General features: G+C 62.9%; 24 protein-coding genes and 1 pseudogene. 7 read left to right on the plus strand and 18 right to left on the minus strand.

What is annotated here, in order from left to right; translation table 11 throughout:
- Positions 1 to 31 precede the first annotated feature (31 nt).
- Together NKJ40_RS05125 and NKJ40_RS05130 are read right to left on the minus strand one after the other, a co-directional pair.
- Positions 32 to 1,090 (minus strand): annotated as a pseudogene (locus NKJ40_RS05125) (sugar ABC transporter substrate-binding protein).
- Positions 1,091 to 1,129: 39 nt separating this feature from the next.
- Positions 1,130 to 2,119, minus strand: a complete 990-nt coding sequence (locus NKJ40_RS05130) for a TIM barrel protein (RefSeq protein ID WP_352465114.1) — start codon at positions 2,117 to 2,119, stop codon at positions 1,130 to 1,132.
- A gap of 248 nt (positions 2,120 to 2,367) precedes the next feature.
- Here NKJ40_RS05130 and NKJ40_RS05135 point away from each other — a divergent pair, with 248 nt between their 5' ends.
- On the plus strand, positions 2,368 to 3,846 hold the full coding sequence (locus tag NKJ40_RS05135) for an esterase-like activity of phytase family protein (protein ID WP_352465115.1): 1,479 nt from the start codon (positions 2,368 to 2,370) through the stop codon (positions 3,844 to 3,846).
- A 145-nt stretch (positions 3,847 to 3,991) separates the two neighbouring features.
- Here NKJ40_RS05135 and NKJ40_RS05140 read toward each other — a convergent pair whose 3' ends face one another.
- On the minus strand, positions 3,992 to 4,780 hold the full coding sequence (locus NKJ40_RS05140; RefSeq protein WP_352465117.1) for a L,D-transpeptidase: 789 nt from the start codon (positions 4,778 to 4,780) through the stop codon (positions 3,992 to 3,994).
- 198 nt (positions 4,781 to 4,978) lie between these two features.
- Here NKJ40_RS05140 and NKJ40_RS05145 point away from each other — a divergent pair, with 198 nt between their 5' ends.
- A complete protein-coding gene (locus tag NKJ40_RS05145) occupies positions 4,979 to 6,451 on the plus strand; it encodes an MATE family efflux transporter (protein ID WP_352465118.1) in 1,473 nt (490 codons plus the stop codon).
- Positions 6,452 to 6,460: 9 nt separating this feature from the next.
- Here NKJ40_RS05145 and NKJ40_RS05150 read toward each other — a convergent pair whose 3' ends face one another.
- Positions 6,461 to 7,648: an MFS transporter gene (locus tag NKJ40_RS05150; protein WP_352465119.1), complete on the minus strand. Its 1,188-nt coding sequence runs from the start codon at positions 7,646 to 7,648 to the stop codon at positions 6,461 to 6,463.
- Between the two features lie 177 nt (positions 7,649 to 7,825).
- Between NKJ40_RS05150 and NKJ40_RS05155 the strand changes: the two genes are divergently transcribed.
- Positions 7,826 to 8,401, plus strand: coding sequence for a TMEM175 family protein (locus NKJ40_RS05155; protein ID WP_292663948.1), 576 nt, complete (start codon positions 7,826 to 7,828; stop codon positions 8,399 to 8,401).
- A 115-nt stretch (positions 8,402 to 8,516) separates the two neighbouring features.
- Here the strand turns inward: NKJ40_RS05155 and NKJ40_RS05160 are convergent, their stop codons facing one another.
- Entirely contained in the window at positions 8,517 to 8,798 is a 282-nt protein-coding gene (locus tag NKJ40_RS05160) for a hypothetical protein (protein ID WP_023721174.1), read from the minus strand.
- A 129-nt stretch (positions 8,799 to 8,927) separates the two neighbouring features.
- Between NKJ40_RS05160 and NKJ40_RS05165 the strand changes: the two genes are divergently transcribed.
- Complete coding sequence (locus NKJ40_RS05165) at positions 8,928 to 9,791, plus strand: SDR family NAD(P)-dependent oxidoreductase (RefSeq protein ID WP_352465120.1); 864 nt, start codon at positions 8,928 to 8,930, stop codon at positions 9,789 to 9,791.
- Between the two features lie 45 nt (positions 9,792 to 9,836).
- On the opposite strand, the gene NKJ40_RS05170 is transcribed toward NKJ40_RS05165, so the two are convergent.
- The 3 genes from NKJ40_RS05170 to NKJ40_RS05180 form a co-directional block, all read right to left on the minus strand.
- Positions 9,837 to 10,268, minus strand: coding sequence for a low affinity iron permease family protein (locus NKJ40_RS05170; RefSeq protein WP_352465369.1), 432 nt, complete (start codon positions 10,266 to 10,268; stop codon positions 9,837 to 9,839).
- Positions 10,269 to 10,353: 85 nt separating this feature from the next.
- Positions 10,354 to 10,995 (minus strand): DapH/DapD/GlmU-related protein, encoded by a 642-nt coding sequence (locus NKJ40_RS05175; protein ID WP_352465121.1) that lies wholly within the window; start codon positions 10,993 to 10,995, stop codon positions 10,354 to 10,356.
- A 96-nt stretch (positions 10,996 to 11,091) separates the two neighbouring features.
- Entirely contained in the window at positions 11,092 to 11,580 is a 489-nt protein-coding gene (locus NKJ40_RS05180; protein WP_023721178.1) for a CreA family protein, read from the minus strand.
- A gap of 205 nt (positions 11,581 to 11,785) precedes the next feature.
- On the opposite strand from NKJ40_RS05180, the gene NKJ40_RS05185 reads away from it, so the two are divergent.
- The gene (locus tag NKJ40_RS05185) at positions 11,786 to 12,364 is read left to right on the plus strand and encodes an SCO family protein (protein ID WP_352465122.1); all 579 of its coding nucleotides are present in this window, start codon (positions 11,786 to 11,788) and stop codon (positions 12,362 to 12,364) included.
- A gap of 11 nt (positions 12,365 to 12,375) precedes the next feature.
- Complete coding sequence (locus NKJ40_RS05190) at positions 12,376 to 13,248, plus strand: 50S ribosomal protein L11 methyltransferase (RefSeq protein ID WP_352465124.1); 873 nt, start codon at positions 12,376 to 12,378, stop codon at positions 13,246 to 13,248.
- A gap of 39 nt (positions 13,249 to 13,287) precedes the next feature.
- Here the strand turns inward: NKJ40_RS05190 and NKJ40_RS05195 are convergent, their stop codons facing one another.
- A complete protein-coding gene (locus NKJ40_RS05195) occupies positions 13,288 to 13,596 on the minus strand; it encodes a hypothetical protein (RefSeq protein ID WP_352465126.1) in 309 nt (102 codons plus the stop codon).
- 73 nt (positions 13,597 to 13,669) lie between these two features.
- On the opposite strand from NKJ40_RS05195, the gene NKJ40_RS05200 reads away from it, so the two are divergent.
- Positions 13,670 to 15,514: an aminopeptidase P family protein gene (locus NKJ40_RS05200; protein WP_352465128.1), complete on the plus strand. Its 1,845-nt coding sequence runs from the start codon at positions 13,670 to 13,672 to the stop codon at positions 15,512 to 15,514.
- Here NKJ40_RS05200 and NKJ40_RS05205 read toward each other — a convergent pair.
- From NKJ40_RS05205 to ftsZ, 9 genes are all read right to left on the minus strand, one after another.
- Positions 15,504 to 16,394, minus strand: a complete 891-nt coding sequence (locus NKJ40_RS05205; RefSeq protein ID WP_352465130.1) for a LysR family transcriptional regulator — start codon at positions 16,392 to 16,394, stop codon at positions 15,504 to 15,506. The genes NKJ40_RS05200 and NKJ40_RS05205 overlap by 11 nt on opposite strands.
- 316 nt (positions 16,395 to 16,710) lie before the next feature.
- Entirely contained in the window at positions 16,711 to 17,007 is a 297-nt protein-coding gene (locus NKJ40_RS05210) for an AzlD family protein (RefSeq protein WP_352465131.1), read from the minus strand.
- Positions 17,004 to 17,732, minus strand: coding sequence for an AzlC family ABC transporter permease (locus NKJ40_RS05215; RefSeq protein ID WP_352465132.1), 729 nt, complete (start codon positions 17,730 to 17,732; stop codon positions 17,004 to 17,006). The genes NKJ40_RS05210 and NKJ40_RS05215 overlap by 4 nt, the downstream gene beginning before the upstream one ends.
- Before the next feature lie 121 nt (positions 17,733 to 17,853).
- Positions 17,854 to 18,543, minus strand: coding sequence for a DUF2461 domain-containing protein (locus NKJ40_RS05220; RefSeq protein WP_352465133.1), 690 nt, complete (start codon positions 18,541 to 18,543; stop codon positions 17,854 to 17,856).
- A gap of 2 nt (positions 18,544 to 18,545) precedes the next feature.
- Positions 18,546 to 20,753, minus strand: coding sequence for an NAD-dependent DNA ligase LigA (gene ligA / locus NKJ40_RS05225; RefSeq protein WP_352465135.1), 2,208 nt, complete (start codon positions 20,751 to 20,753; stop codon positions 18,546 to 18,548).
- A gap of 240 nt (positions 20,754 to 20,993) precedes the next feature.
- Complete coding sequence (gene recN, locus NKJ40_RS05230) at positions 20,994 to 22,667, minus strand: DNA repair protein RecN (RefSeq protein WP_352465136.1); 1,674 nt, start codon at positions 22,665 to 22,667, stop codon at positions 20,994 to 20,996.
- A gap of 13 nt (positions 22,668 to 22,680) precedes the next feature.
- Positions 22,681 to 23,550 carry an outer membrane protein assembly factor BamD gene (locus NKJ40_RS05235; RefSeq protein WP_352465137.1) on the minus strand — a complete coding sequence of 290 codons (870 nt, stop codon included), beginning with the start codon at positions 23,548 to 23,550 and terminating at the stop codon, positions 22,681 to 22,683.
- A gap of 203 nt (positions 23,551 to 23,753) precedes the next feature.
- Positions 23,754 to 24,701, minus strand: coding sequence for a UDP-3-O-acyl-N-acetylglucosamine deacetylase (lpxC, locus tag NKJ40_RS05240; protein WP_352465138.1), 948 nt, complete (start codon positions 24,699 to 24,701; stop codon positions 23,754 to 23,756).
- A gap of 279 nt (positions 24,702 to 24,980) precedes the next feature.
- Entirely contained in the window at positions 24,981 to 26,651 is a 1,671-nt protein-coding gene (ftsZ, locus tag NKJ40_RS05245) for a cell division protein FtsZ (RefSeq protein ID WP_352465139.1), read from the minus strand.
- Between the last annotated feature and the right edge of the window lie 50 nt (positions 26,652 to 26,701).

Genomic DNA, 26,701 nt, shown 5'->3' on the forward strand with positions numbered 1-26,701 from the left:
CGACCCAAGGCCGGCACCCGCCGCCCCTGCTCTATTGGCCCGCTGCCGCGTCTTCGAGCAGCGCCTTGCGCGCGGAATCGCCGCCGCCGGAGTAACGGTCGGCATTGTCCTTGGTGATCAGCGCCTGCGGCGTGGCGACGACGCGCGGCAGTTTCTGCCCGGCCACCAGCCGCAGCGCCGATTCCAGCGCCACCTCGCCGGTCAGCACCGGGAACGAGTCGACGGTACCGGTCAGCTCGCCGGCGCGGATCGAGGCATAAGCGTCGGAAATCCCGTCGGTGCCGAAGACGGCCACCTTGTCTTGCAGACCGGCTGCCTTGACCGCCTCGACGATGCCCAGCGCCATGCCGTCATTGTTGGCATAGAAACCGATCAGGTCGGGATGCTGCTGCAGGATGTTGGTGGCCGCGTCGTAGGAGGTCTGACGATCCCAGTTGCCGGGGACGCTGGCGACGACCTCGAACTTGCCGGCTTCGGTGATGGTGGTCTTGAAGCCGTCGGTGCGCTGGACGGCGGCATAGACGCCGGCTTGGCCTTCGACGATGGCGACCTTGCCGCCATCCGGCCGGTTCTTGATGAACCATTTGGCGACGCGCACGCCATTGTCGCGCTGGACATTGCCGACATAGTACTCGGCCTGCGGGATGACCGCGTCATTGACGTTGACCACCGGCACGTTGGCGGCCTTGGCCTGTTCCATGATCGGCTGCAAATTGGAGTCGGTCTGCGGCGAAACGAGCAGCACGTTGTAGCCTTGCGTGACCAGGCCTTCGGCGATGGTGAGCTGGCCGAGCTGGTCGCCCTCGCTCTGCGCCGCCTAGTAGACCACGGGTACACCGATACGGTCGCCGAACGACTTGTAGCCCTCACCCAGAGAGCGCCAGTATTCGTTGGTCAGCGTCTTGGAGACCGCACCCGCCTTGGTGCCCTCGGGCAGCTTGGGGAAGGCTCCGAACTTGGCCTCGAGCTGCGACCAGTCGATGCGATCCTTCTCGGTGTCGGAATTGAGCGGCGCGAGGTCCGCGGAAAACGCCGAACCGATGGACAGCGCCATCAGGGCAGCGGTGGCGGTGGCAAACAGAAATTTCATGGTCTTTCCTCCCTGTTGAAAACGGTGATGGCCCCGGCCTCAGCTGTCCGGCCCGAGCATGGCTTCCTGGATGATGGCCTGCGACGCGACCGCGTCCTGACGGTCGACGGCAGTCGACAGGCGATTGTCCCCGTCCAGCCGATCGACGACGCGCAGCATGCGCTTCACAGTCGCGATGTTGACTTCGCATTCGTGGACCGGGTCGAGCCCGGTCATGTCGGGGAACGTGTCGAAGTAGATGGCGCCGGCGTAGCCGTCGCGGCGGATCTGCCTGAGCAGCTCGATCGTCTGCAGCGTATGCACGGCACCGACCATCAAGCCGTCGTCGCGCTTGGCGTAGCCGTCGTTGAGATGCACGCCGAGCAGCTTGCTATGCCGTGCCACGAGGGCGGCGGCGAAAGCCGGCTGCTCGTCGGCGTAGAGCACATGGGCGAAATCGAGCGTCACGCCGAGATTGGGCAGGCCGATCTCGCGGATCGCCAGCAACGTCGTCGCCGCATCAGGCATCAGGCTATAGGAGCGCGGCTCGTTGGGTTTGTATTCAAGGCTGATCTGGCAGTTCGGATCATGCGCCGCAACTTCACGGATACAATCGATTTCGTGTTGCCAAAGTGTTGCGTAGTCAGCCTGGAAGGCGTAGTCGAAGCCATCCTGCCCCAACCACAATGTCATCAGGCTGGCGCCGGCCTCGCGCGCAGCGTCGATGCCGGCCTTGGTCAAGTCGATAGCCTCGCGGCGAACGGAAGGATCCGGATTGGTGAAGGCACCGAGCTTGAAAGCCGGGTTAGAGTAGTAGCGCATGGCGAAGCCATTGATGGAAAACCCGAAATCGCCGAGTTTGCGCGCCATTTCCCCAGGCTTTTCATCGACATGGTCGGGGAAGTTGAGGTCGAGATCGGTCAACTCCGCAACCTTCGCCGCACGTGTCGCCATTTGCAGCGTAGACGGTTTGCCGACAAGATCGGGCCACTCGGACTGTGGCCGCGAGGCAAAGGAATTGAGGCGGGTGGCGAAACGATAGGCAGTCATCGGGGACCTTTCATTGTCATGACTTTACATAAGAATGATTATTTGTAAAGTTGTTAATTGCTCGCTCGGCGACGACGAATTCGCCATACCCAGGCCAGTTGCGACCACGGGGGGACAAGCAAGCGCGCCACTGTCACGCAAGTATCATGTTCGCGTCCTAGATCGCTTCTCCGAAGGCTTTCGCGGCATCCTTGATGCGACGCGGCGCTTTTTCAGGGCCCGGCAGCTTTGTCACAAAGAGGATTTCCATGAAAAACCTGCACCGAAACGCGTCCCTCGCCGTCGCGCTGGCGATGTTCACCGCCTTGACCCCGGCCTCGGCTGAAAACGCCGCGACCGTCGGCGGCATCAGCTTCGTCAACAAGGGCCTAGTCGGTGTCGGCCGCATCCCGGCCAGCCAGAAGGACAAGTTCGGCGAGACGTTTGGCTCCGGCTCGGGCATGGCGATCGACGCTGCCGGCTGGACGCATGGCGCCGATGGCTATAAGGGCTCGCTGTGGCTGCTGCCGGATCGCGGCTACAATGTCGTCGGCACCACCGATTACCGTCCGCGCCTCAACACGATCGTTCTCGAGTTCGTCCCGATCGCGCCGGGTGCGGCACCGGCCACCGGCCAGGAACAGTCGGGCCTCAAGGCAACCCTAGCCGACACCATGCTTTTGACCGACGACAAGGGCGCCGACGCAACCGGCCTCGATCCGCTCAACGGCGTGCGCGCCGCGACCGACGACATGCCGATCCTGCCCGAAGCCAACGGCAAGCTTGCGCTCGACAACGAAGCGATCGCGCGGCTGCCCGACGGCACGATGTTCATCTCGGACGAATACGGTCCGAACATCTACCGCTTCTCCGCCGATGGGCGTCTGACGTCGGCAACGCAGCCGCCGGCGGCGCTTGTCCCGATGCGTCACGGGTCGCCAAACTTTGCTTCCAACAATCCGGGACCTGGCGCGGCAGACCCAGATCCGAAGGATCCCGAAACCGGCCGCCAGAACAACCAGGGCCTCGAAGGCATGGCATTGACGCCCGACGGCAAGTTCCTGATCGCGGTGCTGCAGTCGGCACCCAGACAAGATGGCGGCGATTCCGCTTCGACGCGCCAGAACACGCGCGCGCTGGTCTACGATGCCTCGGATCCCGGCCAGCTCAAGCTCGCGCATGAATATGTCGTACCGCTGCCGGTGTTCACCGATGCCAAGGGCAAAACCAAGATCGCCGCGCAGAGCGAAATCGTGGCGCTGTCGGACAAGACCTTCCTGATGCTGGCGCGCGACAGCGGCAATGGCCAGGGGGTGAAGGGCGAGACCTCACTCCATCGCGAGATCAGCGTCGTCGATGTGTCGGCGGCAACCGACATCGCCGGCACCGAGTTCGACAAAGACAAGCCGGTTGCGCCCAAAGGTGAGCTCGATCCCTCGGTGACGCCGGCCAAGCTGACGCCGTTCATCGACATCAACGACAAGAGCGAGCTCGGCCGCTTCGGGCTGCACAATGGCGCGCCCAACGACCGCAATAATCTTTCGGAGAAATGGGAGGCGATGTCGGTGGTGAGCGTCCTCGATCCGAAGCTGCCCGACGACTATTTCCTGTTCGTCGCCAATGACAACGACTTCCTCACGCAGGACGGCTTCCAGGTCGGCGCGCCCTACAAGGCCGAGGGTAGCGCCGATGTCGACACGATGTTCCTGGTCTATCAGGTCACGCTTCCCGGCCTCGCCGGGAAGTAGCGGCACCCATACAGGCGGACGCGCCGAACGCGTCCGCCTGAGCTGGCGCGATTGAACGGTCGGGCCCTTCAGTTGCGGCTCGCCCGCGCAGGGATGGTGTCCTAGGCGTCGCAAAACCTGCGACTGACGATCCCGACGAAGGCACTTACCTCAACATCTCCGCGTCCTTTGGCACGCCCGCATCGATTGGCTCGGCCGTCCTGTTCGACACGGCGGCGATCTTCCCGGCGGCAGACAGGTTCGGGCGCACGAAGACCGGCGCGACGCCGTCGACGCGGCTGTAGAGGTCGATAATGTCCTGATTCATGAAGCGCACACAGCCGGATGAAGCGTTCTTCCCAATGGAATCCCACTCCGGTGTGCCGTGCAGCCGGTACATCGTGTCCTTGCCGTCGCGGAAGAGATACAGCGCGCGGGCGCCTAGCGGGCTGTGCGGGCCGGGCGGCATGCCGTCCTTGTATTTCGCCAGTTCCGGCCGGCGTTGGATCATTTCCGGCGGCGGCGTCCAGACCGGCCACTTCTTCCTCGCCTGAACCACGGCGCTGCCGGTCCATCCGAAACCGGCCTTGCCGAGGCTGACGCCATAGCGAATTGCCTTGCCGCCGTCGCGCACCAGATAGAGGAAGTGCTCGGAAGTATCGACGACGATCGTGCCGGGTTTTTCGCCGGTCGGGTCGGACACGATTTGGCGCACGAATTTCGGATCGACCTTGGCTACCGGGATTGCCGGCAGTTGATAGCCCTCGTCGACGCGCGCCGCATACATGCTTGCGGCATCGCCGAAAGCCGGATCGCTTGGCGCCGCTGTCACTGGCGGCGCCGCCACGTCCGTCGTGGTGCACGCCGAAAGAGCCACGGAGGCCGCACCCAGAGCGGATGCACCAAGAAACGCGCGCCGGTTCAGGCGCTCAAAAAACAACGGAATATCGGACATGAGCCCCCCGGCTTGTCCATGAGATCCAGGAAATGCGGCCCCACGCGTCCGTGATCAATATCCGATTCCGGAAGCTTTGAGAACATGCTTAGATCAAGGCACGCCAGGCGGAATTTGCAGCGCCGCATCGACCTGTTCCGTTGAATCGGCAATCATTGCGGACCGGACTCAAGATAAGCCTTCGCCGAGTTGCCTGCCATGGACGACAAGATGCCCGCGCGCCGGCGGACCAGCGACCTCACCAGTGGACCTATTGCGCGTACATTGCTGCTGTTCGCCCTGCCGGTGCTCGGCTCCAATGTTCTGCAGTCGCTCAACGGCTCGATCAATGCCGTCTGGGTCGGTCGTTTCCTCGGCGAAGCGGCGCTGACCGCCACCTCCAACGCTAACCTCGTGCTGTTTCTCATCCTCGGCACGGTGTTCGGCATCGGCATGGCGGCGACCATCCTGGTTGCGCAATCCGTCGGCGCTCGTGACCTGCCCGAAGCCCGCCGCATCGTCGGCACCAGCGCTACCTTCTTCTTCCTCGTCTCGGTGGTGTTCGCGGTCTGCGGCTGGATCTGGGTCGATGCGATCCTCGATGCGCTCGGCACGCCGGCCGATGCTTTGCCGCTGGCGCGCTCCTATCTGCGCATCATCTTCCTGGCCGTGCCGATGATGAACCTGCTGTCCTTCGTCATGACGGTGCTGCGCGGCGCCGGCGATTCGCGCACGCCTTTCCTGTTCATGGCACTGGCCGTCGTGCTCGACGTCGTTTTGAACCCGTTGCTCATCCTCGGCATCGGCCCGTTCCCCGAACTCGGCATCGCCGGCTCGGCCACCTCGACGCTGATCGGCCAGACGGTAAGCGTGGTTGCCATCCTGATCGTGCTTTATGCGCGCAAGCACCCGCTGCGGCTGGCCGGCGCTAATCTCGCTCTGCTGCGGCCGGACCCGGCGCTGCTGCGCATCGTCGTCTTCAAGGGCGTGCCGATGGGCCTGCAGATGATCGTCGTCTCGGCAGCGGCGCTGACAGTGATGGGCATGGTCAATTCGTACGGCTCACAGGTTGCGGCTGCCTACGGCATAGCCGCACAGCTCTGGACCTATATCCAGATGCCGGCGCTCGCCATCGGCGCCGCGGTCTCGTCCATGGCGGCGCAAAATGTCGGCGCCAGGCGCTGGGACCGGATTGGACGCATCGCCACCTCCGGCGTCGGCTTCAACCTTGTGCTCACCGGCGTGCTCGTCGCGCTGCTGTTCGTATTCGATCGCGCGGTGCTCAGCCTCTTCCTCGGCAGCGACAGTGCAGCAATCGACATCGCCACTCACATCAACAAGATCGCGTCGTGGTCCTTCATCCTGTTCGGCATCACCATCGTGCTCTTCGCCACCGTGCGTGCCACCGGCGCGGTGATGCCGCCGCTGATCATCCTGGTGATCTCGGTGCTGCTGGTGCGCACCAGCTTCGCCTATTTCTTCCGAAGCGTGATCGGCGAGGAAGCGCTGTGGTGGAGCTTTCCGGCCGGCTCGATAACCTCGCTCGTGCTGGCCGCGGCCTATTATCGCTTCGGCCGTTGGCGCACCATGCACATGATCGAGAGCCGGCCGGCTGCCGGCGAACCGCCGGATACCGGCCTCGGCGTACCGCGTCAGCGCGCGCATCTTTCGCCTGAGACGCCGAACGGCTGAAAGGTCGGCTCAGCGCGCGTATTTCGCGCCGAACCCGAGCGCCACCAGGGAAAAGATGACGATCATGCCGGCAAAGGCCAGGCTCGCCACGGTCGCGCTCGCCACGGTCGACAGGATGCCGATGCCGATGACCGGCAGCGCGTTGCCGCAAAAACAGCAGATGAAGAAGGCCGAGACCACTTCGGCGCGCCGGTCCGCAGGCGCGATCTCGTTCACCACTTGCAAGCCGCCGCGATAGCCGAGCGCTGCCGCCACGCCGCACAAGGCGGTCCCGGCAATCATTATGGCCATCGAAGCGAAGACCTGTGCCGCAACAATCAGCGCGACGGTTGGGATCATCAGCGCAAGCGCCGCGAACATCGCGGCTCGGCTCGAAAGTCGTGCCGTCGCTACAATGGTGACGGCCGTCACGATCGCCAATTCAAAGAACAGAGCGCCGGCTTCGGCATGATTGGTTACCTGCAGCTGCTGCGCCAAAATGCTCGGTGCAAGTGCTGCATAAAAGCCGACCAGCGCCATTGCGCCAAAGCCGGTCACCGCCGGCGCAACGAAACTTGCGCGGATATCATCGGGCACGGAAAGCCGCGGCCGCATCGAAACGTCAGCCAGTTTCCCCGGCCGCGAAACGGTTTCCTGCGTACGCCAGACCAGCAGGGTTACAGTCGCGAGCATCGCCAGGTAGACGACGAATGTCAGCCTGAGCGGCCAAGGCGCGTATTCGGCGAGCAACCCGGCCCCCAGCGCACCAAGGCCGAGGCCGAGAAAATTGGTGCTGGTGGCAATCGTCGCCGCCTGTGACTTGTCGTCGGTCGGGAGCAATTCGGCGAGCCAGGCGGTGCCGGTACCGGCGCCGACGCCAATTCCCAATCCGCTCAGAATTCGGGCGATGTCGAGCCAGGCGACATTTTCGGCGAACAGGAAAACCACCGCGCTGACGACGGCCACCGCCATTCCCGCTAATGCCATCGGACGGCGCCCGATGGCATCGGACACACGCCCTAACATCAGAAGCGCTGCCAGATTGCCGATGACATAGACGGCGTAGACCAGCGTCAAAGTGATCTGCGAGAAACCGAAGACCTGCTTGTAGATGATATAAAGCGGCGTCAGCGCCGTGCTGCCGGCGAAAAGAGCCGCGATCATGGCGGCCACGGCGGCCGCTGCGGCGCTGCCGACGAGTTCGTGATCGCGCCTCATGACTTGAGCGTGAGCTGTCATTTTTTCGACCTTTTGCTGTTCGGGATCTGAAATCCTAACGCCTTTTTCGCGTCAGCCGTTCCCCCTCCCCGACTTGCTCCTGACAAGTTTGGCAGCTTTGCCGATGGCGCTGAGCGAGATCCTCTTTTAACTTCAGCGGATTGTCAGGGGAGATTCATGGGCAAAGGACGGGTCGAGGCATTCACCGATGGCGTGGTCGCCATCATCATCACCATCATGGTGCTGGAATTGAAGGTGCCGCATGGCGAGGATTTTTCCGCGCTTGCACCACTCTGGCCGATATTCCTCAGCTATGTGCTGTCCTTCATCTATGTCGGCATCTACTGGAACAATTTGCACAACATGTTCCATGCCGTGCAGCGGGTCGACGGCCGCGTGCTGTGGGCGAACCTCAACCTGTTGTTCTGGCTGTCGCTGATGCCGGCGACGACAGCCTTCATGGGCGAGAACCATTTCGCGCCGGTGCCTGTCGCCGTCTATGGCATCGGCCTGGCGCTCTGCGCCGTCGGCTTCAACATCCTCACCATGGCTCTGCATCGGCTGCACGGCAGCGAGACCCTTTTCGCCAGGGCGTTGGGCAATGACCTCAAGGGAAAGATCTCGCTGGCCCTCTATATCTCCGGCGTCGCACTGACCTTCGTCAATCACTGGATCGGTGTCTCGATCTACGTTCTCGTGGCGCTGATCTGGTTAGTGCCGGACAGGCGCTTCGAGCGGCTAATCGAGAAATAGACAGACCATGATCCCGAACCGAAGGACCGCGTCAGCGAAAAGTGGATGCCAGTTTTCGGAAAAGATCATGAGAAGACAGAGCCCCATACCGAATTTTATCGGATGGAACAGGGCTCTAGCCCCTCATTTCTTTCAGCTTTTCCGCTACCGAAGCGGCAAGGTCGGCATAGCGCTCCTCCAGCCGCTCGGCCGCCTTGATCACTGAAAAATCGTGGCCGAACTTTTCCAGCGCCATACGCAGCTTTTCGACGAACTCCGCCTGTTTTTCGAGCGCCGAAAACAGCGTTTTCACTTGCGCTTCGCTGATGTCGGGATTGGCAAGCATTTGCGGCACTTCGCGGCTCATCTGGTCGCCGGTTGCGGTCTGTTCTTTCAGGATCTCGATCCAGTCGGTCAATCGCTAGGTCTCCTTTTCGATATCAGCATGCGCAGCGCCCGCCGACGCGGTCAACCCGAAGATGCCTGCACCGTCTTGCGCGAGCCTCTTTCCGCGCTAAGTTCGCCGCGGCCAGAACAGGAGAAAATCATGACCACCGACGCCGAGATCCAGACCGCCCTGCCCGCATTTGCCTCCGGTAATGTCTCCGTCATCACCGGCGCGGCCAGCGGCATCGGCCTTGCCGCGGCCAAACGGCTGGCGGCGATGGGAATGAAGATCGTGCTGGCCGATATCGCCGGCGCACGCCTCGATGAGGCCCGGCACGCCGTCGCCGCTATCGCCGGCGAGAGCGCCGTGCTTGCCGTTGCCACCGACGTCTCGAAAGCCGACGAGCTCGACCGTTTGGCCGAAAAGACATCCGGCGCCTTCGGCGACGTCTCGCTGCTGATGAACAATGCCGGCGTTGGCAACAACCCCGGCAAGCCGTGGGAGAACCGTGACGCCTGGAAGCGATTGCTGGACATCAATTTCTGGGGTGTGGTGCATGGCATCGAGGCCTTCGCGCCGCGCATGCTGGCGGCGGGAAAACCGGGCCTGATCGTCAACACCGGCTCCAAGCAAGGCATCACCACGCCGCCCGGCAACCTCGCCTACAACGTCTCCAAGGCTGGCGTGAAGACCTATACCGAGGGCCTTGCACACGCGCTGCGCAACGAGCCCGGCGCCAATGTCGCGGCGCATTTGCTCATTCCCGGGTTTACCTTTACCGGCCTAACCGAAGGTGCGACCGAAAAGCCGGCCGGCGCCTGGACGGGCGAGCAGGTCATCGACTTCATGCTGGCCTCGCTGCTGCGCGGCGATTTCTACATCCTGTGTCCCGATAACGAGGCGACCCGGTCCATGGACGAAAAGCGCATGGCCTGGGCAATTGGCGACATCATCGAGAACCGCCCCGCTCTGTCGCGCTGGCACCCGGACTACAAGGAAGCCTTTGCAGCATTCATGAAATGATCCCGCGACCATTCGCGCTGTTGGGAAGCCGAACAACAAGCTCGCTCACGCCGCCGTGTGCTTCTTCGCGTTGCGCTTCTTAGCCACCGCTTTGGCTGCGGCCATGTCGGCAACCTGTTCGTCGTGCCGCTTCGCCGCGCGTTCACATTTGGCGCGGATTTCCTCGACTTCGGATTCGGTCAGGTGCTCGATGCCGATAAAGGTATTCTTGGCTTTGCTGACGCGGATCAACTCGTCGAGCTTGGTCTGGATCGCGGCGCTATCGCGGTTTTGCGTGTTCTGGATGAGAAACACCATCAGGAAGGTGACGATCGTGGTGCCGGTATTGATGACGAGCTGCCACGTGTCGGAAAAGCCAAAGACCGGACCACTTGCCGCCCAGACCACAATGATCAGGAAACAGACGGCAAACGTCGGCGGCAGACCGGCAAGATGGGCGACATAGTTGGCGATCCTGGTGAACAGCTTCTCGATCATGGCAGGGAGAAACAATCGGCAGCTGCCTCGAGTTCCCTGTGAGGTGGAATTCACGGTCAAACCGCGCGCGCCGCGCTTGCAAAGATCAGGTGGCGTCGTTTTCCCAGCGGTCGAGGAAAGCCTCGATGGGCAAGACCTGCATGTCGGGGACTGCCCTGGCCAGTTTCTCGACCGGCCAGTCCCACCAGGCAAGACGTTCGATCCGTGCCGCAGTTTCCGCGCTGAAGCGCTGCCGCACTGGCCTGGCCGGAACGCCGGCGACGATTGCATAGGCCGGCACGTCGCGCGTCACCACCGCGTTGGCACCGACGATCGCGCCATTGCCGATCACTATGCCAGGCATGATCACGGCGCCATGGCCGATCCAGACATCATGGCCGATGCTGACGGCTTTCGCCCGTCGCCGGTCCCGGAATAGCTGATCGACACCCAGCCAGCGGAAGTACTCGTTAGGCCGATAGCTGATCTTGTGCTGCGTCAGCCGCTCGACCGGATGCTCCAGCGCATTGATGCGGCTGTTGGCGGCAATCGAGCAGAATTTGCCGATCGTCGTATAGATCGCCTCGGCGTGGCGCTCGAAGTAGGAGAAGTCCCCAACCATGACTTCACGTAAGATGACCCGCTCGCCGATCGACGCGTAGCGTCCAAGCTTGCACGCCTTCAGCTCCGCCGTCGGATGGATGCGCGGCTCGGGATCTTTCAGGACAAGGTGTTCGGGACGGTCCATGCGCGCGCTTTACGCCCGCGCGCATAGCCTCGCAAGCCGAGTGCAGCGCCGCGCATCCGTTTGGACGCGCCAAGGACCCTGTAGCACCTTAAGTCTTTATTTCGGCTTGCCGCTGGTCCACACCACGTTCTGGCCGTAGAGCGGCACGGTGGTGACCGACATTTTTGCCGAGCCATCCTGCACCTGGCGCGAATGCGACAGGTAGATCAGCGTCTCGTTGGCCTTGTCGTAGATGCGGTTCACCACCTGCTTTTTCCAGATCAGGCTGATGCCTTGCTTGAACACCTCTTCGCCGGCCTCGCTCATGTCAATGTCGCCAATGGTGATCGGTCCGGTCTGACGGCAGGAAATCGAAGAATCGGACGGGTCCTCGAACCAATTGCCTTTCTGCAGGCGGTCGATCATGCCGCGGTCGAAATAGGAGACGTGGCAGGTCACGCCCTCGACCTTCGGATCCTTGATCGCCTCGACGATGATGTCGTTGCCGAGCCAATCGACGCCGACCTTGCCGACTTCCTCGGCGACGGCCGCGCCAGCACCAATGACCAGGCATGCGGCCAACGCGCCGCCAATCAGTTTTCGCAAAGAGGCCTCCTGCGGTTCGAATTTTGCCGACCTCAGGTGGGACGAACGGCAGCGCTTTGCAAGCAGATCGCCTCCCGCAGCATTGCCGGTTGCGGCAACGCGACATCTTTGCGTCGGCGCGACCGAACCGCTAAGAGTGTTCGCCGAGCCAGGGCCTTCGCAGCGCCAATCCGGCGCCCGATGGAAATAACGACGGACTTCACTGATGATGCGTTCAATTCTGGTCGGTATTCTCGTCCTGATGGCCGCCGGAATCGGCTGGCTCACCTTCGACTGGTACCGCGGACATTATGGCGGCGAGCCATTCGGAGCACCTTTCACGCTGGTCGACCAGAAGGGCGCGCCGGTCACCGAAGCCGCCTTTCGCGGCCACCCCAGCGTCGTCTTCTTCGGCTTCACCCATTGTCCGGAAGTCTGCCCGACCACGCTTTTCGAGTTGGCCGGCTGGCTGAAGACGATGGGCGATGACGGCAAGAACCTGCGTGCCTATTTCGTTACGGTCGACCCGGAGCGCGATACGCCCGAAATCATGAACACCTATGTCAGCAATTTCTCCGATCGCATCCTCGGCATCACCGGCGATCCGGACAAGGTCCACGCCATGGCCAAGTCCTTCGGCATCTACTGGAAGAAAGTCGACACGAACGACGGCGACTACACGATGGACCACACCGCTTCGGTGCTGCTGCTCAATGCCAAGGGCGATTTCGCCGGCACTATTGCCTATGGCGAAAGCCCGGACGCCGCCATTGCCAAGCTCAAACGGCTGGCGGCGGAAGGTTGACATATCCGGTAATGACGCAGACGCGTTTGTATTTCACCGCGGGCAAGATCGAGGCCGATCGCATCTTCGCGGCGCTCGGTGCGGCGTTCGACGATGAGGGCCTGCCGATTGCGGTGCTCGAGGTCGACGAGGACCGCGACATCCACGAAGTATCGCTCTATGCCGACGACGACGTCGATGCGGTCGAGGCGCAGCTTAGGGACATCCTTGCCGGACTGTCACTGTCGAAACCGATAGCGCGCGAAGCGCTGCCCGACATCGACTGGGTGGCGCGCTCGCTAGAGGGATTGAAGCCGGTGCGGGCCGGGCGCTTCTTCGTCCATGGCGCGCATGACCGCAGGAAGCGCCACAGCGGCGAGATCGCCATCGAGATCGAGGCCGGCCTTGCCTTCGGCACCGGCCATCACGGCACCACCGCCGGCTGCCTCGAAATGCTGGAGCAGGTCGTACGGCGCGAGCATCCGCGCAACGCGCTCGACCTTGGCACCGGCAGCGCGGTGCTCGCCATAGCGGTGGCCAAGCTCGCGCATATTCGGGTGCTGGCGACCGACATCGACCCGGTCGCCGTCAAGGTGGCCGCCGCCAATGCGCGGCTGAACCAGGTCAAGGGGCTCATTGAAACGGTGGCGGCGCCGGGTTTTCATCATCCGATCTTTGCCGCGCGTGCGCCCTTCGACCTGATCGTCGCCAACATATTGGCGCGGCCGCTGATGCGTCTGGCGCCGCAAATGGCCGGGCATATCGCGCTTGGTGGCTCGATCGTTTTGTCGGGCATCCTCGAGCGCCAGCGCGATGCGGTAATCGCGGCCTATGTCGGCCAGAAATTCCGGCACGTCCGCACCTTGCACCGCGAGGGCTGGGTGACGATTCACCTCAAGCGCTGAGGCGCGACGCTTTCAAGCAAAGCCGGAATTTCCTCAAGCCTAGCGCGAGTTTGCCGCTTTCTTCAGCTGTTCGCGATCGTAGCCGTGAGCTTTCAGCGTTTCGTCGTCGAAGCCAAGCAGAACGCCGCTCACATACCGGCTCGCTTCGCGCTGGCGAGCTTCGATCAGCGCGTTCACAGCGTTTCTGAAAAATCCGCGTCTGGCTGAAATCGTGGACATGGCGGTCTCCTTTGCAGGGCAATAGGACTCTTTCCTCCACGTGAAGAAGGTAAGCCCTGTTGACGCTTTTTGAAATCGCCGATTCTGCATGGCCTCCATGCGCAAAAAGACACTGCAGCGGCCAGCCATGATCGGTCCGAAAATCGATTCCGATTTTCGGAGTCATGCGCTACGGTCGCGCCAGCATTCGAGGAGAGCCGACATGTTCCAGACCTTCGATTCCGCCGGGGATCCGGCCGTTGGCAAGCCGCGCGTGGCAATGCTGCGCCAATGGTTGGCGGCGAACGGGCTGGATGGCTTCATCGTGCCCCGCGCCGACGAGCACCAGGGCGAATATGTCGCCGACCGCTCGGCACGGCTGAAATGGCTGACCGGCTTCAGCGGCTCGGCCGGCGTCGCCATTGTGCTTGGCGAGCGCGCCGTCATGTTTGTCGACGGGCGCTACACGCTGCAGGTGCGCCAGGAAGTCGATCTCCACATCTTTTCGATCGAGAGCCTTGTCGACAACCCGCCGGCCAACTGGATCAAGGACAATCTCGGCAAGGGTGTGCGGTTGGGCTTCGATCCGTGGCTGCATACGATCAGCGACGTCAAGGCGCTGAAAGCCTCGGCCGAGAAGTCCGGCGCGATACTGGTGCCACTCGAAGAAAATCCGATCGACGCCATCTGGCAGGACCAGCCCGGGCCGCCACTGGCGCCTGTCGAGATCCATCCGATCGGCTTTGCCGGCGAACTGGCCAAAGACAAGCTGGTGCGGCTGGCGGCGGCCATCGAGAAAGACGGCGCCACCCATGCCGTGCTGACCGACCCCTCCTCCATTGCCTGGGCCTTCGACATCCGTGGCGGCGACGTACCGCACACACCGCTGGCGCTCGGCTTTGCCGTGCTCGCCGCCGACGGCTCGCATCTGCTTTTCATGGACCAGCGCAAGTTTTCGCGCACCGTCGCGGCTTACCTGACGCAGCTCGCCGAATTGCACGACCCGGGTGAATTCGAAACGGCAATCGTCACCCGGGCCAAGGGTGGCGCAAAAATCGCGCTGGACCCGGTTCTAGCGGCGGACAAGCTCAGGATGCTGGTCGAGGATAATGGCGGCACCGTCATTGCCGTGCCCGATCCGGCCCGCATTCCACGCGCAACAAAGAACAAAGCTGAGATCGCCGGCGCACGCGCCGCGCATCGCCGCGACGGCGCTGCGGTCGCCAAGCTGCTGTGCTGGGTCGACCGCCAGAAGCCCGGCACGCTCGACGAAATCGCCGTTGTCACCAGGCTTGAGGAGACGCGCCGTCAGACCGGCGAAGAAACGCAAATGCCGCTGCGCGACGTGTCGTTCGACACCATCTCCGGCGCTGGTCCTAACGGCGCCATCATGCACTACCGCGTCTCCCGCGCCACCAATCGCAAACTGGGGGATGGCGAGCTGTTCCTGCTCGATTCCGGCGGGCAGTACCAGGACGGCACCACCGACATCACCCGCACAGTGCCGATCGGCACGCCGACCGAGGAGATGCGCGAACGCTTCACGCTGGTGCTGAAGGGCATGATCGGCATCTCCATGCTGCGCTTCCCCCAGGGCACGCGCGGCTCCGAAATCGATGCCGTAGCCCGCCTGGCGCTATGGAGACACGGATGCGACTTCGCCCATGGCACCGGGCACGGTGTCGGCTCCTATCTTGCCGTGCATGAGGGCCCGCAGCGTATCGCCAAGACCGGCACCGAAAAGCTGCTGGCCGGCATGATCGTTTCCAACGAACCCGGTTACTACAAGGAAGGGGCTTACGGCATTCGCATCGAAAACCTCGTCCTGGTGACGCCGGCTGAAGCGATCGAGGGCGGCGACATCGCCATGCACGGCTTCGAGACACTGACGCTGGCGCCGATCGACAAGCGGCTGGTCCGGTCGGACCTATTGACTCGTGACGAGCTCCATTGGCTCGATGAATACCACGCGCGGGTGCTGGCCGAGATCGGACCGATGCTCGACGGCGAAACGCTGGCCTGGCTGGAAAAAGCAACCGCCCCGCTGCCGCACGACTTCAAGCAATAGTCGCGGCCGCAACGCCGGTTGACAGGCTTTGCTCCGCAAGCAGTTCTTGCAAAGCCGTGACGTTCGGAGAACCGGCTCCCTTGCGCCAGAACAACACCGTGATTGCGTTGTCTTCGTCAGCGGCCAGTTCGTGCAGCTTTAGCCAGCGGCTCTCCGGGAAACCCGAAAGCACACTTTTCGGCATCAACGCTATGCCCATGCCAGCCACCACGCAACCAAGGATGGCATGGTATGAACCAAGCTCGATGGTTTTCTCGGCCATGAACTCTCTGCGCGCATACCATTGTTCCAGCCGCTTTCGGTGCGGGCAGCCGTGCTCGAAGGCTATCATGGTTTTGGGCATGTCCAGGCGGTCGTCGACCGAAACGCGCGATGCCGCCGAGACAATGACCAGCTGCTCCTGGAATGCTGACTGCTTTTCGAACGGAGCGTCGGCGATCGGCTCGGCGGCGAAGGCTGCATCGAGTTCGCCGGCAAGCATGGCGGTCGCGAGAACCTGCGGATTGCCGGTGCGCAACTGGATTTCCACTTCGGGATAACGTGCGTGATAATCGGCGAGCAGACTTGGAAGCCGTGCCGCGGCGGTGCTCTCCATGGCACCTAGGCGAAGCGTGCCGCGCGGGCGTGGATCGAGCATCGCCGTTCGCGCCTCCTCCGCAAGCGCCAGCAGCCGATCCGCATAGCCGACCAATTTGTGACCGGCCGGCGATACGTGCAGGCGCTTGCCCTCCCGGATAAACAGCTGCACGCCGAGATCCTCCTCGAGCCGCCGGATGCGTGTGGTCACGTTCGATTGCACGCGAAACAGTTTTTCCGCTGCCCTGGTGATTCCGCCCTCGCGCACCACCGTGCGGAAGATGCGCAGATCGGCCAAATCCATATATCTCTCCTGGAGAACATAACGATCTTAATTATTCATTTTAGCTGATTAGCCCTTTCCCGTAAATCGCCGGTGTAGCTGCCAATCAACACGGCAAACCAGGGGAGTTGGAAATGTCGCCTGAGCCCTTCGGCATCCAGCCGATCGATCTAAGCGCATTGACGCCAAAGCAACGTGAGGCGCTCTATAGCGGCGCCGTGCGTCGCTCCCATCAGGAGAGATCGGAGGCTATCCGGCTAAGCCTATCGAAGGTCGGCGCGGCAATAGTCGCTGCGGTAAAGCGCATGTGTGCTCTCGCCGCCAAGGCAAAAGGCGATCAGCCGACGAGCTGCCGCGCGAGGATCAGCACGGCCGCACCCGCCAGGAACATCGCCATCAGGCCGCCGCGCAGCGAGACCAGGCCGGCAACGATCAAGGCTGCCCATTCCGCCGGTCCGGCGCTGAGCGCCGCCGGCGCCACCAGCGTGGTCAGCACCGCCGCCGGCACGGCGTTCAGCCCGGCTTCGACGCGCGGATGGATATGGTCGAAGCGTGAGATCACCAGATGACCGCCGATGCGGGTCAGATAGGTCGCGATCGAAGCGGCGATAATGATCCACAAGGTCGTGCTCATGGCCGTGCCTCCACCCCACTGTGGCGGGGCGGCAGGATGACGGCGAGCAGCACGCCGGCCAGCGCGCCGATGGAGACATGCCAGGGCGAGCCGACCGTTTTATAGGCAATGATGGAGGCAGTAGCACTGGCGACGACCACCGGCAGCCACAACGGCCGCTTGCGGAAGCTCATGACAAGGCCAAGAAAATAGATCGGCAGCAGGAAGTCGATGCCCAGCGCATGGGTGTCGGGAATAAGCTTGCCGAACATCGCGCCGAGCGCGCTTTCGATGACCCAGAACACATAGACCGGCAGCCCAAGGCCCATATACCAGGCGAAGCCGACGGTCTCGCCGGCCTCCGCCTTGCGCTCGGCCACCGCGAACTGCGGATCGGTCAGCACGAAATAGCCTATCGCCTGCTGCACCAGCGGCCAATGCGCAATGCGCCGGCCGATGCCAGCCGAATAGAGCACGTGGCGAAAATTCACGGCGAAGATCGACAGCACGATCAGCCACGGCGCGACATGCTGGCCGAACAGCTCGATGCCGACCATCTGGCTGGCGCCGCCGAACACCGTTGCGCTCATCAAGAACGCTTCGAGCACGGAAAACCCGTTGTCGACTGCGAGCGCCCCGAACAGCAACGCAAACGGCGCCGATGCCACCACGACGGGCATGCTGAGCCGCACGCCGTCCCAGAAATCGCTTTTCGCACTGTTTTCGGAGATTGCTTCCGCCGACATCGACCGCTCCTCGGGAAGGGCCTATGTAGGGAGGGCGGTCCGGCTTGTCACACCAATTCGCTTGAGGCAAACGATCAGCGGAAATGATAGCTGAAGCGTCGCGGCAAGCTCGCTTCCGTGCCTAGCGCGGCGAAGCCTTGCCTTCGATCGCCCTGCCCCAGTCGAGCAGCGGTTTTGCCCGCATGACGAAGTCGATGAGTTCGTCGACCAATCCAGCTCCGTAGATATCCGCCGGCTCGATTGCGTGCCGGACGGCAAAATGCCGGTTGCGGATCGCGGCAGCGAGATCGGGCTCGGCGATATGCTCGAAGCCGCGCGGTGTGCGCTTCATGCAGCCGTCCGGGTCGAACTCGAGACCATTCTTCTTCAGCGCCGCGACGAGGCTGCGGAATTCAGCGGGCCGCTTCGCGATTGCGTTGCGCAGCGCCAGCAATAGCTCTGGTCCGGGCTGCCACCAGGCAATGGCGGCAAAGCAGCGCTCGAGCCCGATATGGACGTAGAACACGCCCTGTTCCATCTTGGTGCCGTCGGGCGAAAGGATCGCCGACAAATGCCGGTTGTAGGGCCGTTTGTCCTTGGCAAAACGCACGTCGCGGTTAATCCGGAACAGCGACTTCTTGCGGTCGCCGCGCAGGCCGAGCCCCGCGCCTGTGAAGCGCTCGGAGAGCGTCTCGACCAGATCGCCGAAGGGATCACGTAGGTCGCGTTCGAAAAGGTCGCGGTTTTCCAAAAACCACTCCCGGCTCTGATGAAAATCCAGCGCCTTGAGGAAGGGAATGGCCTTTTGCCCAAAACCGTTGAATGCAGTCACTATCACGCGCCCTTGCCGATCCGCTGCAGCCAGGTGTCCTCGTCGATCACCTCGATGCCGAATTTGGTCGCGTCCTTCAGCTTGGAGCCGGCGCCCGGCCCTGCCACCAGGAGATCGGTCTTCGCAGAAACCGAGCCGGCGACCTTCGCGCCGAGACGTTCGGCCATCGCCTTGGCCTCCGGGCGCGTCATCTTTTCCAGCGTGCCTGTAAAGACAATTGTCTTGCCGGCGACCGCACTATCGGCTGAGACGTTCACAATGTACGGCTTCGGGTGGACCTGTGTGAGCAGCGCTTCAAGCACGGCATCGTTGCGTTCATTGCCGAAGAAATCGCGAAGCGCGCCTATCACCGTATCGCCGATGCCGTTGATCGAAGGAAAAACGGTGTGTGGATCGGCTGCCGCTGCTGTCTCCTTGCCAATGCGGATCAACTCCTCGATCGTCGAGAAGGTTCGGGCCAGCACAGCGGCCGTCGTTTCGCCGATATGGCGGATGCCCAGCGCAAAGATGAAGCGATCGAGTTCCGGTTCGCGGCGAGCGTCGATGGCAGCGAAGAGCTTGTCGAGGCCGTCGTAGTTGCGTTCCTCGACACTGCGTACATTCTTGCGCGTCTTGCCCGATGCGGCCTCACGCTGCCTGGCCTGCTCTTCCCGCCGCTCCGCCAGCGCCTTGGTGACGGCGGGACGGCGGTCCCTGAGAGTGAAGATATCGGCGGCTGTCCTGATCAACCCGGCATTGAAGAACAGGTCTATGTTTTCCGCGCCCAGGCCTTCGATATCCAGAGCGCCGCGCGACACAAAGTGGCGCAATCCTTCGACGGCCTGTGCAGGGCAGATCAGTTCGCCGGTGCAACGTCGGCGGGAATCTTCCTTGCCGGTCTTCTCGTTGATTTCGCGCGTTGCGGGTGAGCCGCAGATCGGACATTTGTGCGGGAATTCGTAGGGCACGGCATCTGGCGGACGCTTATCGGCTACGACGCTGACGATCTGCGGAATGACGTCCCCTGCCCGCTGGATGATCACCGTGTCGCCGATGCGCACATCGATGCCGTCGCGGATCGGCTGGCCGTTGCTGTCCAAGCCCTTGATGTAGTCCTCATTGTGCAGCGTGACGTTCTCGACCACCACGCCGCCGACCGTAACGGGCGCAAGCCGGGCAACGGGCGCCAGCGTGCCGGTACGGCCCACCTGAATGTCGATCCTGAGCACGGTCGTCATCGCCTGTTCGGCGGGAAATTTGTGGGCCACGGCCCAGCGCGGTTCGCCAGTGACGAAACCCCATCTGCGCTGCAATTCCAACTGGTCGACCTTGTAGACGACGCCGTCGATGTCGTAGCCAAGCGATGAGCGCTGGGTCTCGATTAGGTGATAATGCGCGACCAGTTCCTCGACCGACTTTGCCCGGACCATCAGCGGACTGACCTTGAATCCCCACTCCGCGAATTTCTGCACGGAATCGTATTGGGTCGGAGCCGGATCCTTTGTGGTATAGCCCCAGGCGTAGGCAAAGAATTTGAGGTTGCGGCTGGCGGTAACGGACGGGTCCTTCTGGCGGAGCGACCCGGCCGCCGTGTTACGCGGATTGACGTAATCCTGGCCGCCTATCGCCGCCGAGCGTTGCTTCAACGCCTCGAATTCCGCGTAGGTCATGTAGACCTCACCGCGTATTTCGATGACCTCGGGCCAGCCCGATCCCTTCAAGGTCTTGGGAATGTCGGCGATGGTCCTCAGATTGGCGGTGATGTCCTCGCCAACGGCGCCGTCGCCGCGCGTTGCTCCCTGCACCAACACACCACCTTCATAACGCAGCGAAGCCGACAGCCCGTCGATCTTCGGCTCAGCTGTGAAGGCGATGTCCAGATCCTTGTCGCGATCAAAGAACCGCCGGCCACGTACGATGAAATCGGCGACATCCTGGTCGGTATAGGCCTTGGCGAGGCTGAGCATCGGCACCGCATGACGCACCTTGGCAAAGCCTTCCGCCGGCGGCGCGCCGACCCTGCGTGAGGGCGAATCCTCGCGCACCAAAGCAGGAAAGCGCTGTTCGATGGCGAGGTTGCGCCGCGTCAGCGCATCATATTCCGCATCCGTGATTATCGGCGCGTCCTCGCCATGGTAGCGCCGGTCGTGCTCGGCGATCTCCTGCGCCAACCGCTTCAACTCGCTTGCCGCCTCGCTTTCGCTGAGCGAATCGACTGGTTTTTCGTCCATGCACTGCTCCCTCCACGGTGGCGCGACACAATAGAACAGGATTCTTTCATGAGGGAGAGACCAGACACGGAAAATCATTCCTGAACAGCAGGATGAAGCCAGACCCTGACTCAGGTCACGAGCGCCGGAAACGAACTCGCCTAGAGCAATTCCAGGAAAACTGTGAAAAGGTTCTCCGTCCGGAATTGCGCAAACGAAGAGGTAGAGCGGTTCGGCGTTTCCGTGAAACGATGAACCGCGCTAGGCTGCCGCGGTGTTCTCCCGCAGCAGCCGCTCGGCCGCCGCGCGCGCCTCGTCGGTGATGGTGGCGCCGGCGAGCATGCGTGCGATCTCTTCCTGCCGCGCCGCCCGGTCCATCTCGGCGATGCCGGTCGAGACCCGGTCGGCCCCGCCCGATTTGGAGATCAGGAAATGTGTCGCAGCGCGCGCCGCCACTTGCGGCGCATGCGTGACCGAAAGCACCTGCACGCGTTTCGCCAGCCGCGCCAGCCGCTGCCCGATGGCGTCGGCAACCGCGCCGCCGACGCCGGTGTCGATTTCGTCGAACACCAAAGTCGGCGCCGACCCGCGATCGGCCAGCGCGACCTTGAGCGCCAGCAGGAAGCGCGACAGCTCGCCGCCGGAAGCGACCTTCATCATCGGGCCGGGCCTGGTGCCGGGATTGGTGCGCACCCAGAACTCGACCTGGTCGATGCCTTCTTCCATGCGGCTCTCGGCATCGCTTGCGATCTCGACGATGAACTCGGCCCGTTCGAGCTTCAGCGCCGGCAGTTCGGCCATTACCGCCTTGGTCAGCCCGACGGCCGCCGCATGGCGAAGCGACGACAGCTGGGCCGCCGTAATGTCATAGGCCTGGCGCGCCGCTGCAGCCTGTTTCTCCAGCGCATGCAGCCGCTCCTCGCCGGCATCGAGATCGGCAAGGTCGGCAGCCATGGTGTCACGCAATTGCGCCAGGTCATCGACGGCGACGCTGTGCTTGCGCGAGGCGGCACGCAGCGAAAACAGCCGCTCCTCGGCCTTCTCCAGCCGCTGCGGATCATATTCGGTGGCGCGAAGCGCTGCTTCGACGCCCGACTGCGCCGCATCGAGCGAAAGCATCGCCTCGTCGAGCGATTTGACGACATCCTCGAGCAGGCCGGGCGCTTCCGTCACCTTGCGCTGCAACCGCCTGAGCAGGCTGGCCAGTTGCGGCAAGGGCGAGGACGGGCCCGAGAGCACATCCTGCGCATCGTGGATTTCCGAGGCGATCTTTTCCGCCCGCATCATCGCGGCGCGCAGTTCGGCCAGCTCGGTCTCTTCGCCCGGTTGCGGATCGAGCCTGGTCAATTCCGCGACCGCTGCACGCAGATAATCGGCCTCACGGGCAGCTGCCTCGACTTTGGCCCGGTGCCGTGAAAATTCCTGCTCGCAGGTACGCCAGTGCCGCCACGCCTCGCCGGTTGCCCGAACAACGCCGAGATGGCCGCCGAAACTGTCGAGCAACTCGCGATGGGCGCCGGGATCGACCAAAGCGCGCTCGTCATGCTGGCCGTGGATCTCGACCAGCGCATGGCCGACGTCGCGCATCAGCGTCACGCTGGACGGCTGGTCGTTGACGAACACGCGCGTGCGGCCGTCCGCCGTCTGGACGCGGCGCAGGATGATGTCGCCGTCGTCCTCGATGGCGTTCTCGGCGAGCAGCATACGGGCCGGGTGGTTGCGCGGCACGTCGAAGACAGCGATGATCTGGCCTTGCGCCGCGCCATGCCGCACCAGCGAGGCGTCGCCGCGGGCGCCAAGCGCCAGCGACAAGGCGTCGAGCAGGATGGACTTTCCGGCGCCGGTTTCGCCGGTCAGCACCGAAAGGCCGGACGAGAAGTCGATGTCCAGCTTCTCGATCAGAACGATATCGCGGATCGACAGCCTGGAGAGCATGGTGACGCGCCGCTCAGGCGCCGGTGATCAGCTTCCCGGCCTTGGAGATCCACGATCCGGCATTCTCGCGCGGCTCGAGCCCACCACTCTGCAGGAGCTTGTAGGAGTCCTTGTACCACTGGCTGTCGGGATAGTTGGTGCCGAGCACGGCCGCAGCGGTCTGCGCTTCCGACGTCAGCCCCATCGCATAGTAGCTCTCGGTAAGACGCGCCAGCGCCTCCTCGACATGACGTGTGTTGGAGTAGTTCTCCACGACGTTGCGGAACCGTTTGACGGCTGCGATGTATTCGCGGCGCTCGAGATAATAGCGTCCGATCTGCATCTCCTTGCCGGCGAGCTGATCGTTGGCGAAGCGGATCTTTTCCTTGGCATCGTCGGCATATTCGGAAGTCGGCCAGCGCGTTACCAGGTCCTGCATCGTCTGCGCGGTAAGACGCGCTTCCTTCTGGTCCTGGGTGACGTCCTTGATCTGGCGGTAGTAGCTCAGCCCGATAATATACTGGGCATAGGCTGCATCGTCGGTCGACGGGTAGAGCGTCAGGTAGCGCTTGGCCGAACCGATCGCCTCGTCGTAGTTGCCCTGACGATAGTCGGCAAAGGCACCCATCACCATCGATTTGCGGGCGAATTCGGAATATGGATGCTGGCGGTCGACGGCATCGAATTTGCGGCTTGCCTCCTGCAGTCGCCCGGCATTCAGATTGGCGAGACCCTGATTGTAGAGCACGTCGGCCGGCTCGGTCTGATCGACATAGGTCGACAGATCGACGTCCTTCTCGGACGACATGCAGGCCGACAGAAACAGCGATGGAACGACCACCGAAAGCGCCAGGAAAACAGCCCGCCGCAGCGCCTTCGATTGACCAACTCGCTTGAAAAACATGTTTGGATTCCGCCCTTTCGGCGTCATTTCAGTCAACGGCAGCAGCCATAAACCATAATTGCCTTGCCCGGCAACGCTATCCCCGGCCAATCGCACATTTTTGTGGCGGTTTGGCGCCACCTGGAACGCTGTGCGATTTGGCCGGCCAGTGATGCATCCATGCAACACTGCTGACCGCGATAAGAGCCGCAAAGGCGTAAGAATCAGATCATCCAGGGCGCAAAGAGGGGTGCGTTGACGGCGCTCATCTCCGCGGTACGCCCGCGCTCGCGGCGCGTCGTCTCGACGATCTCGAAAGCCGAACGGTCCGACAAGAGACGGCGCAACGCCGCGGCGTTCAGCCTGTGGCCACCGCGGTAGGAGCGGAAGCAGCCGATGAACCGGGCACCGGCGAGCGCCAGGTCGCCCATCGCATCCATCGTCTTGTGGCGCGCGAACTCGTTGGGATAGCGCACGCCTCCCATGTTGATCACACGGTTGTCGTCGCCGATCACCAGGGAGTTTTCCAAAGACGAGCCGAGCGCATAGCCGGCCGCCCACAGCCGCTCGACGTCCTTCATGAAACCGAAAGTGCGGGCACGCGCGACGTCGCGGCGGAAAATGTCGGCATTCATGTCGGATGCAAAAAGCTGGCGCCCGATCGCCGGGCTTTCGAAATCGATCTCGATCTCGAAGCGCGTGCCGTCATAGGGCCTGAACTCCGCCCAGCAGGCGCCGTTCTCGATACGAACCGGCTTGACCACCCTGATGTAGCGACGCTTGACCGGCAGCGTTTCGATGCCTGCCTGGTCAATGGCCTCGACGAACATCACTGCGCTGCCGTCGAGGATAGGCACTTCATGGCCGTCGATTTCGATGACGAGATTATCGATCCCAAGCCCGAAAAGCGTCGCCATTAGATGCTCGACCGTGGCAATGTGCTCGCCTTGCGGATCGCCAAGCATGGTGCAGAGATCGGTGGCGCCGACCTCGGAGACGAGCGCGCGAAATTCGTGGGTTCCGCTTGCATTCGAAAGCTGGAAGACGACACCCGTATCGGCATCTGCCGGCAGGAAATGGACGGTGACCGGGGTGCCGCTGTGAACGCCGATGCCGGTCAGCGTCGCACGCGATTTAAGTGTCGTCTGATAGTCGTGCAAAATAATCCCCATAGCCCATACTGCCTAGGTCCGCTTAATCCGCCCTGAGGGCGCGGCTCTTGATTGATCGGCAGGCAGGGCCACTTCCCCAAGACTCCCAGCAAACCGACTTTGGTCGGTGGCGAAGATAATGGTCCCGCAGGGAGACTCCAAATCACGGTTTCTTACTCTTTGTAACCGCGGTCCGGAGCAGGAATGCCTCATAAGTCTTTGTTTTAAAATCACTTTTAATGTCAACAGGCGAACAGTTTCCTGCTCGCCTGTTAACAAATGTTACAAACCATTAACAGATCAATTGGCCTGTCGGCGCAGGAAGGCGGGAATCTCCAACTGATCGTCTTCCTGGACAGCCCGGCTCTGCGGCGTCAGGCGGCCCTGCTCGTCCAGCTGGCCGCGGCGTGGGGCGTAAAGCTGCGGATCCTGGCTGGCAAGGCGGCGCACTTCGGCCGGCGCCTGGCGCAGTTTCGGTTCGCGCGGCTGCGCCGGCTGCAGCCTTGCAGGCTCCTCCTCGCGGCGGGTCAAGCCGTTGGTCAGGCGCTTGAGCAAGCCCATCGGGCCGCTGTTTTCGTGGTCGGCCGGGCGGGCCTTGGCTTCCACTTCGGCCTTCACCTGCGGTGGAAAATCCTCGACCCGCGGCATGCGCTGGGGTGCTGCGGCAACCGGCTGCGGCATTTCACGATGCGGAGCGGGCTGCATCGCTTGCTGAACCACCGGCTGGATCATCGGCTGCGGCTGAGCCGGAGGCGCCTGGAAGATCTTGCTCTGCGGGCGGAAGTCTTCCGCATGGGCTACCGGTGCCTGGCGGGCCTGCGCCATCGCTGCCGCATTTGCCTCGGCGAGCTGAATGGCCTCGGCGACCGGATCGGCAGCACGTGGTTCATAGATCGGTTGCTGGGCAGCCGCCGGCCGCATTTCCGTGACCTGAGGCGCCGGGCGGCTGACCGGCTTCGGCGGAGCCGTGCGGATGGCGATCGGCGCGGCAGCGATTTCGGCCGCCGATTTGTCGATGCCGGTGGCGACCACCGACACGCGGATAACGCCTTCGAGTTCCTCGTCGAAGGTTGCGCCCAGAATGATGTTGGCGTCCTGATCGACCTCTTCGCGAATGCGCGTTGCCGCCTCATCGACTTCGAACAGGGTCAGGTCGCGGCCGCCGGTGATCGAGATCAGCAGGCCCTTGGCGCCCTTCATCGAGGTCTCGTCGAGCAGCGGGTTGGCGATGGCGGCTTCCGCCGCGGCCATTGCGCGGCCCTCGCCCGAAGCCTCGCCGGTTCCCATCATCGCCTTGCCCATTTCGCGCATGACCGAGCGGACGTCGGCGAAGTCGAGATTGATCAGGCCTTCCTTGACCATCAGGTCGGTAATGCAGGCAACGCCCGAATAGAGCACCTGGTCGGCCATGGCGAAGGCATCGGCGAAGGTGGTCTTGTCATTGGCCAGCCGGAACAGGTTCTGGTTGGGAATGACGATCAGGGTATCGACGCATTTCTGCAGTTCCTCGATACCCATGTCGGCCGTCTTCATGCGGCGCTGGCCTTCGAAGTGGAACGGCTTGGTGACGACGCCGACGGTGAGGATGCCCTTTTCGCGGGCAGCGCGCGCGACAACGGGGGCCGCCCCGGTGCCGGTGCCGCCGCCCATACCGGCAGTGACGAAGCACATATGCGTGTTGGAGAGATGATCGATGATCTCGTCGATGCATTCCTCCGCCGCCGCGCGCCCGACTTCAGGCTGCGATCCGGCACCGAGACCCTCGGTGACATGCGCGCCGAGCTGGATCAGCCGCTCGGCCTTCGACATCGTCAATGCCTGCGCGTCGGTGTTGGCCACCACGAACTCGACGCCGCGCAAGCCGGCGGTGATCATGTTGTTGACGGCATTGCCGCCGCCGCCGCCGACACCGAACACGGTGATGCGCGGCTTGAGCTCGGTGATGTCCGGCTTCTGCAGATTGATGGTCATTGTCTTCGTCCTTTGCCTTTCCCGCCGCTTCGCCGCCGCGGCCGCCTATG

The sequence above is a fragment of the Mesorhizobium sp. M0119 genome, from assembly GCF_040322615.1.
Classification (GTDB): domain Bacteria; phylum Pseudomonadota; class Alphaproteobacteria; order Rhizobiales; family Rhizobiaceae; genus Mesorhizobium.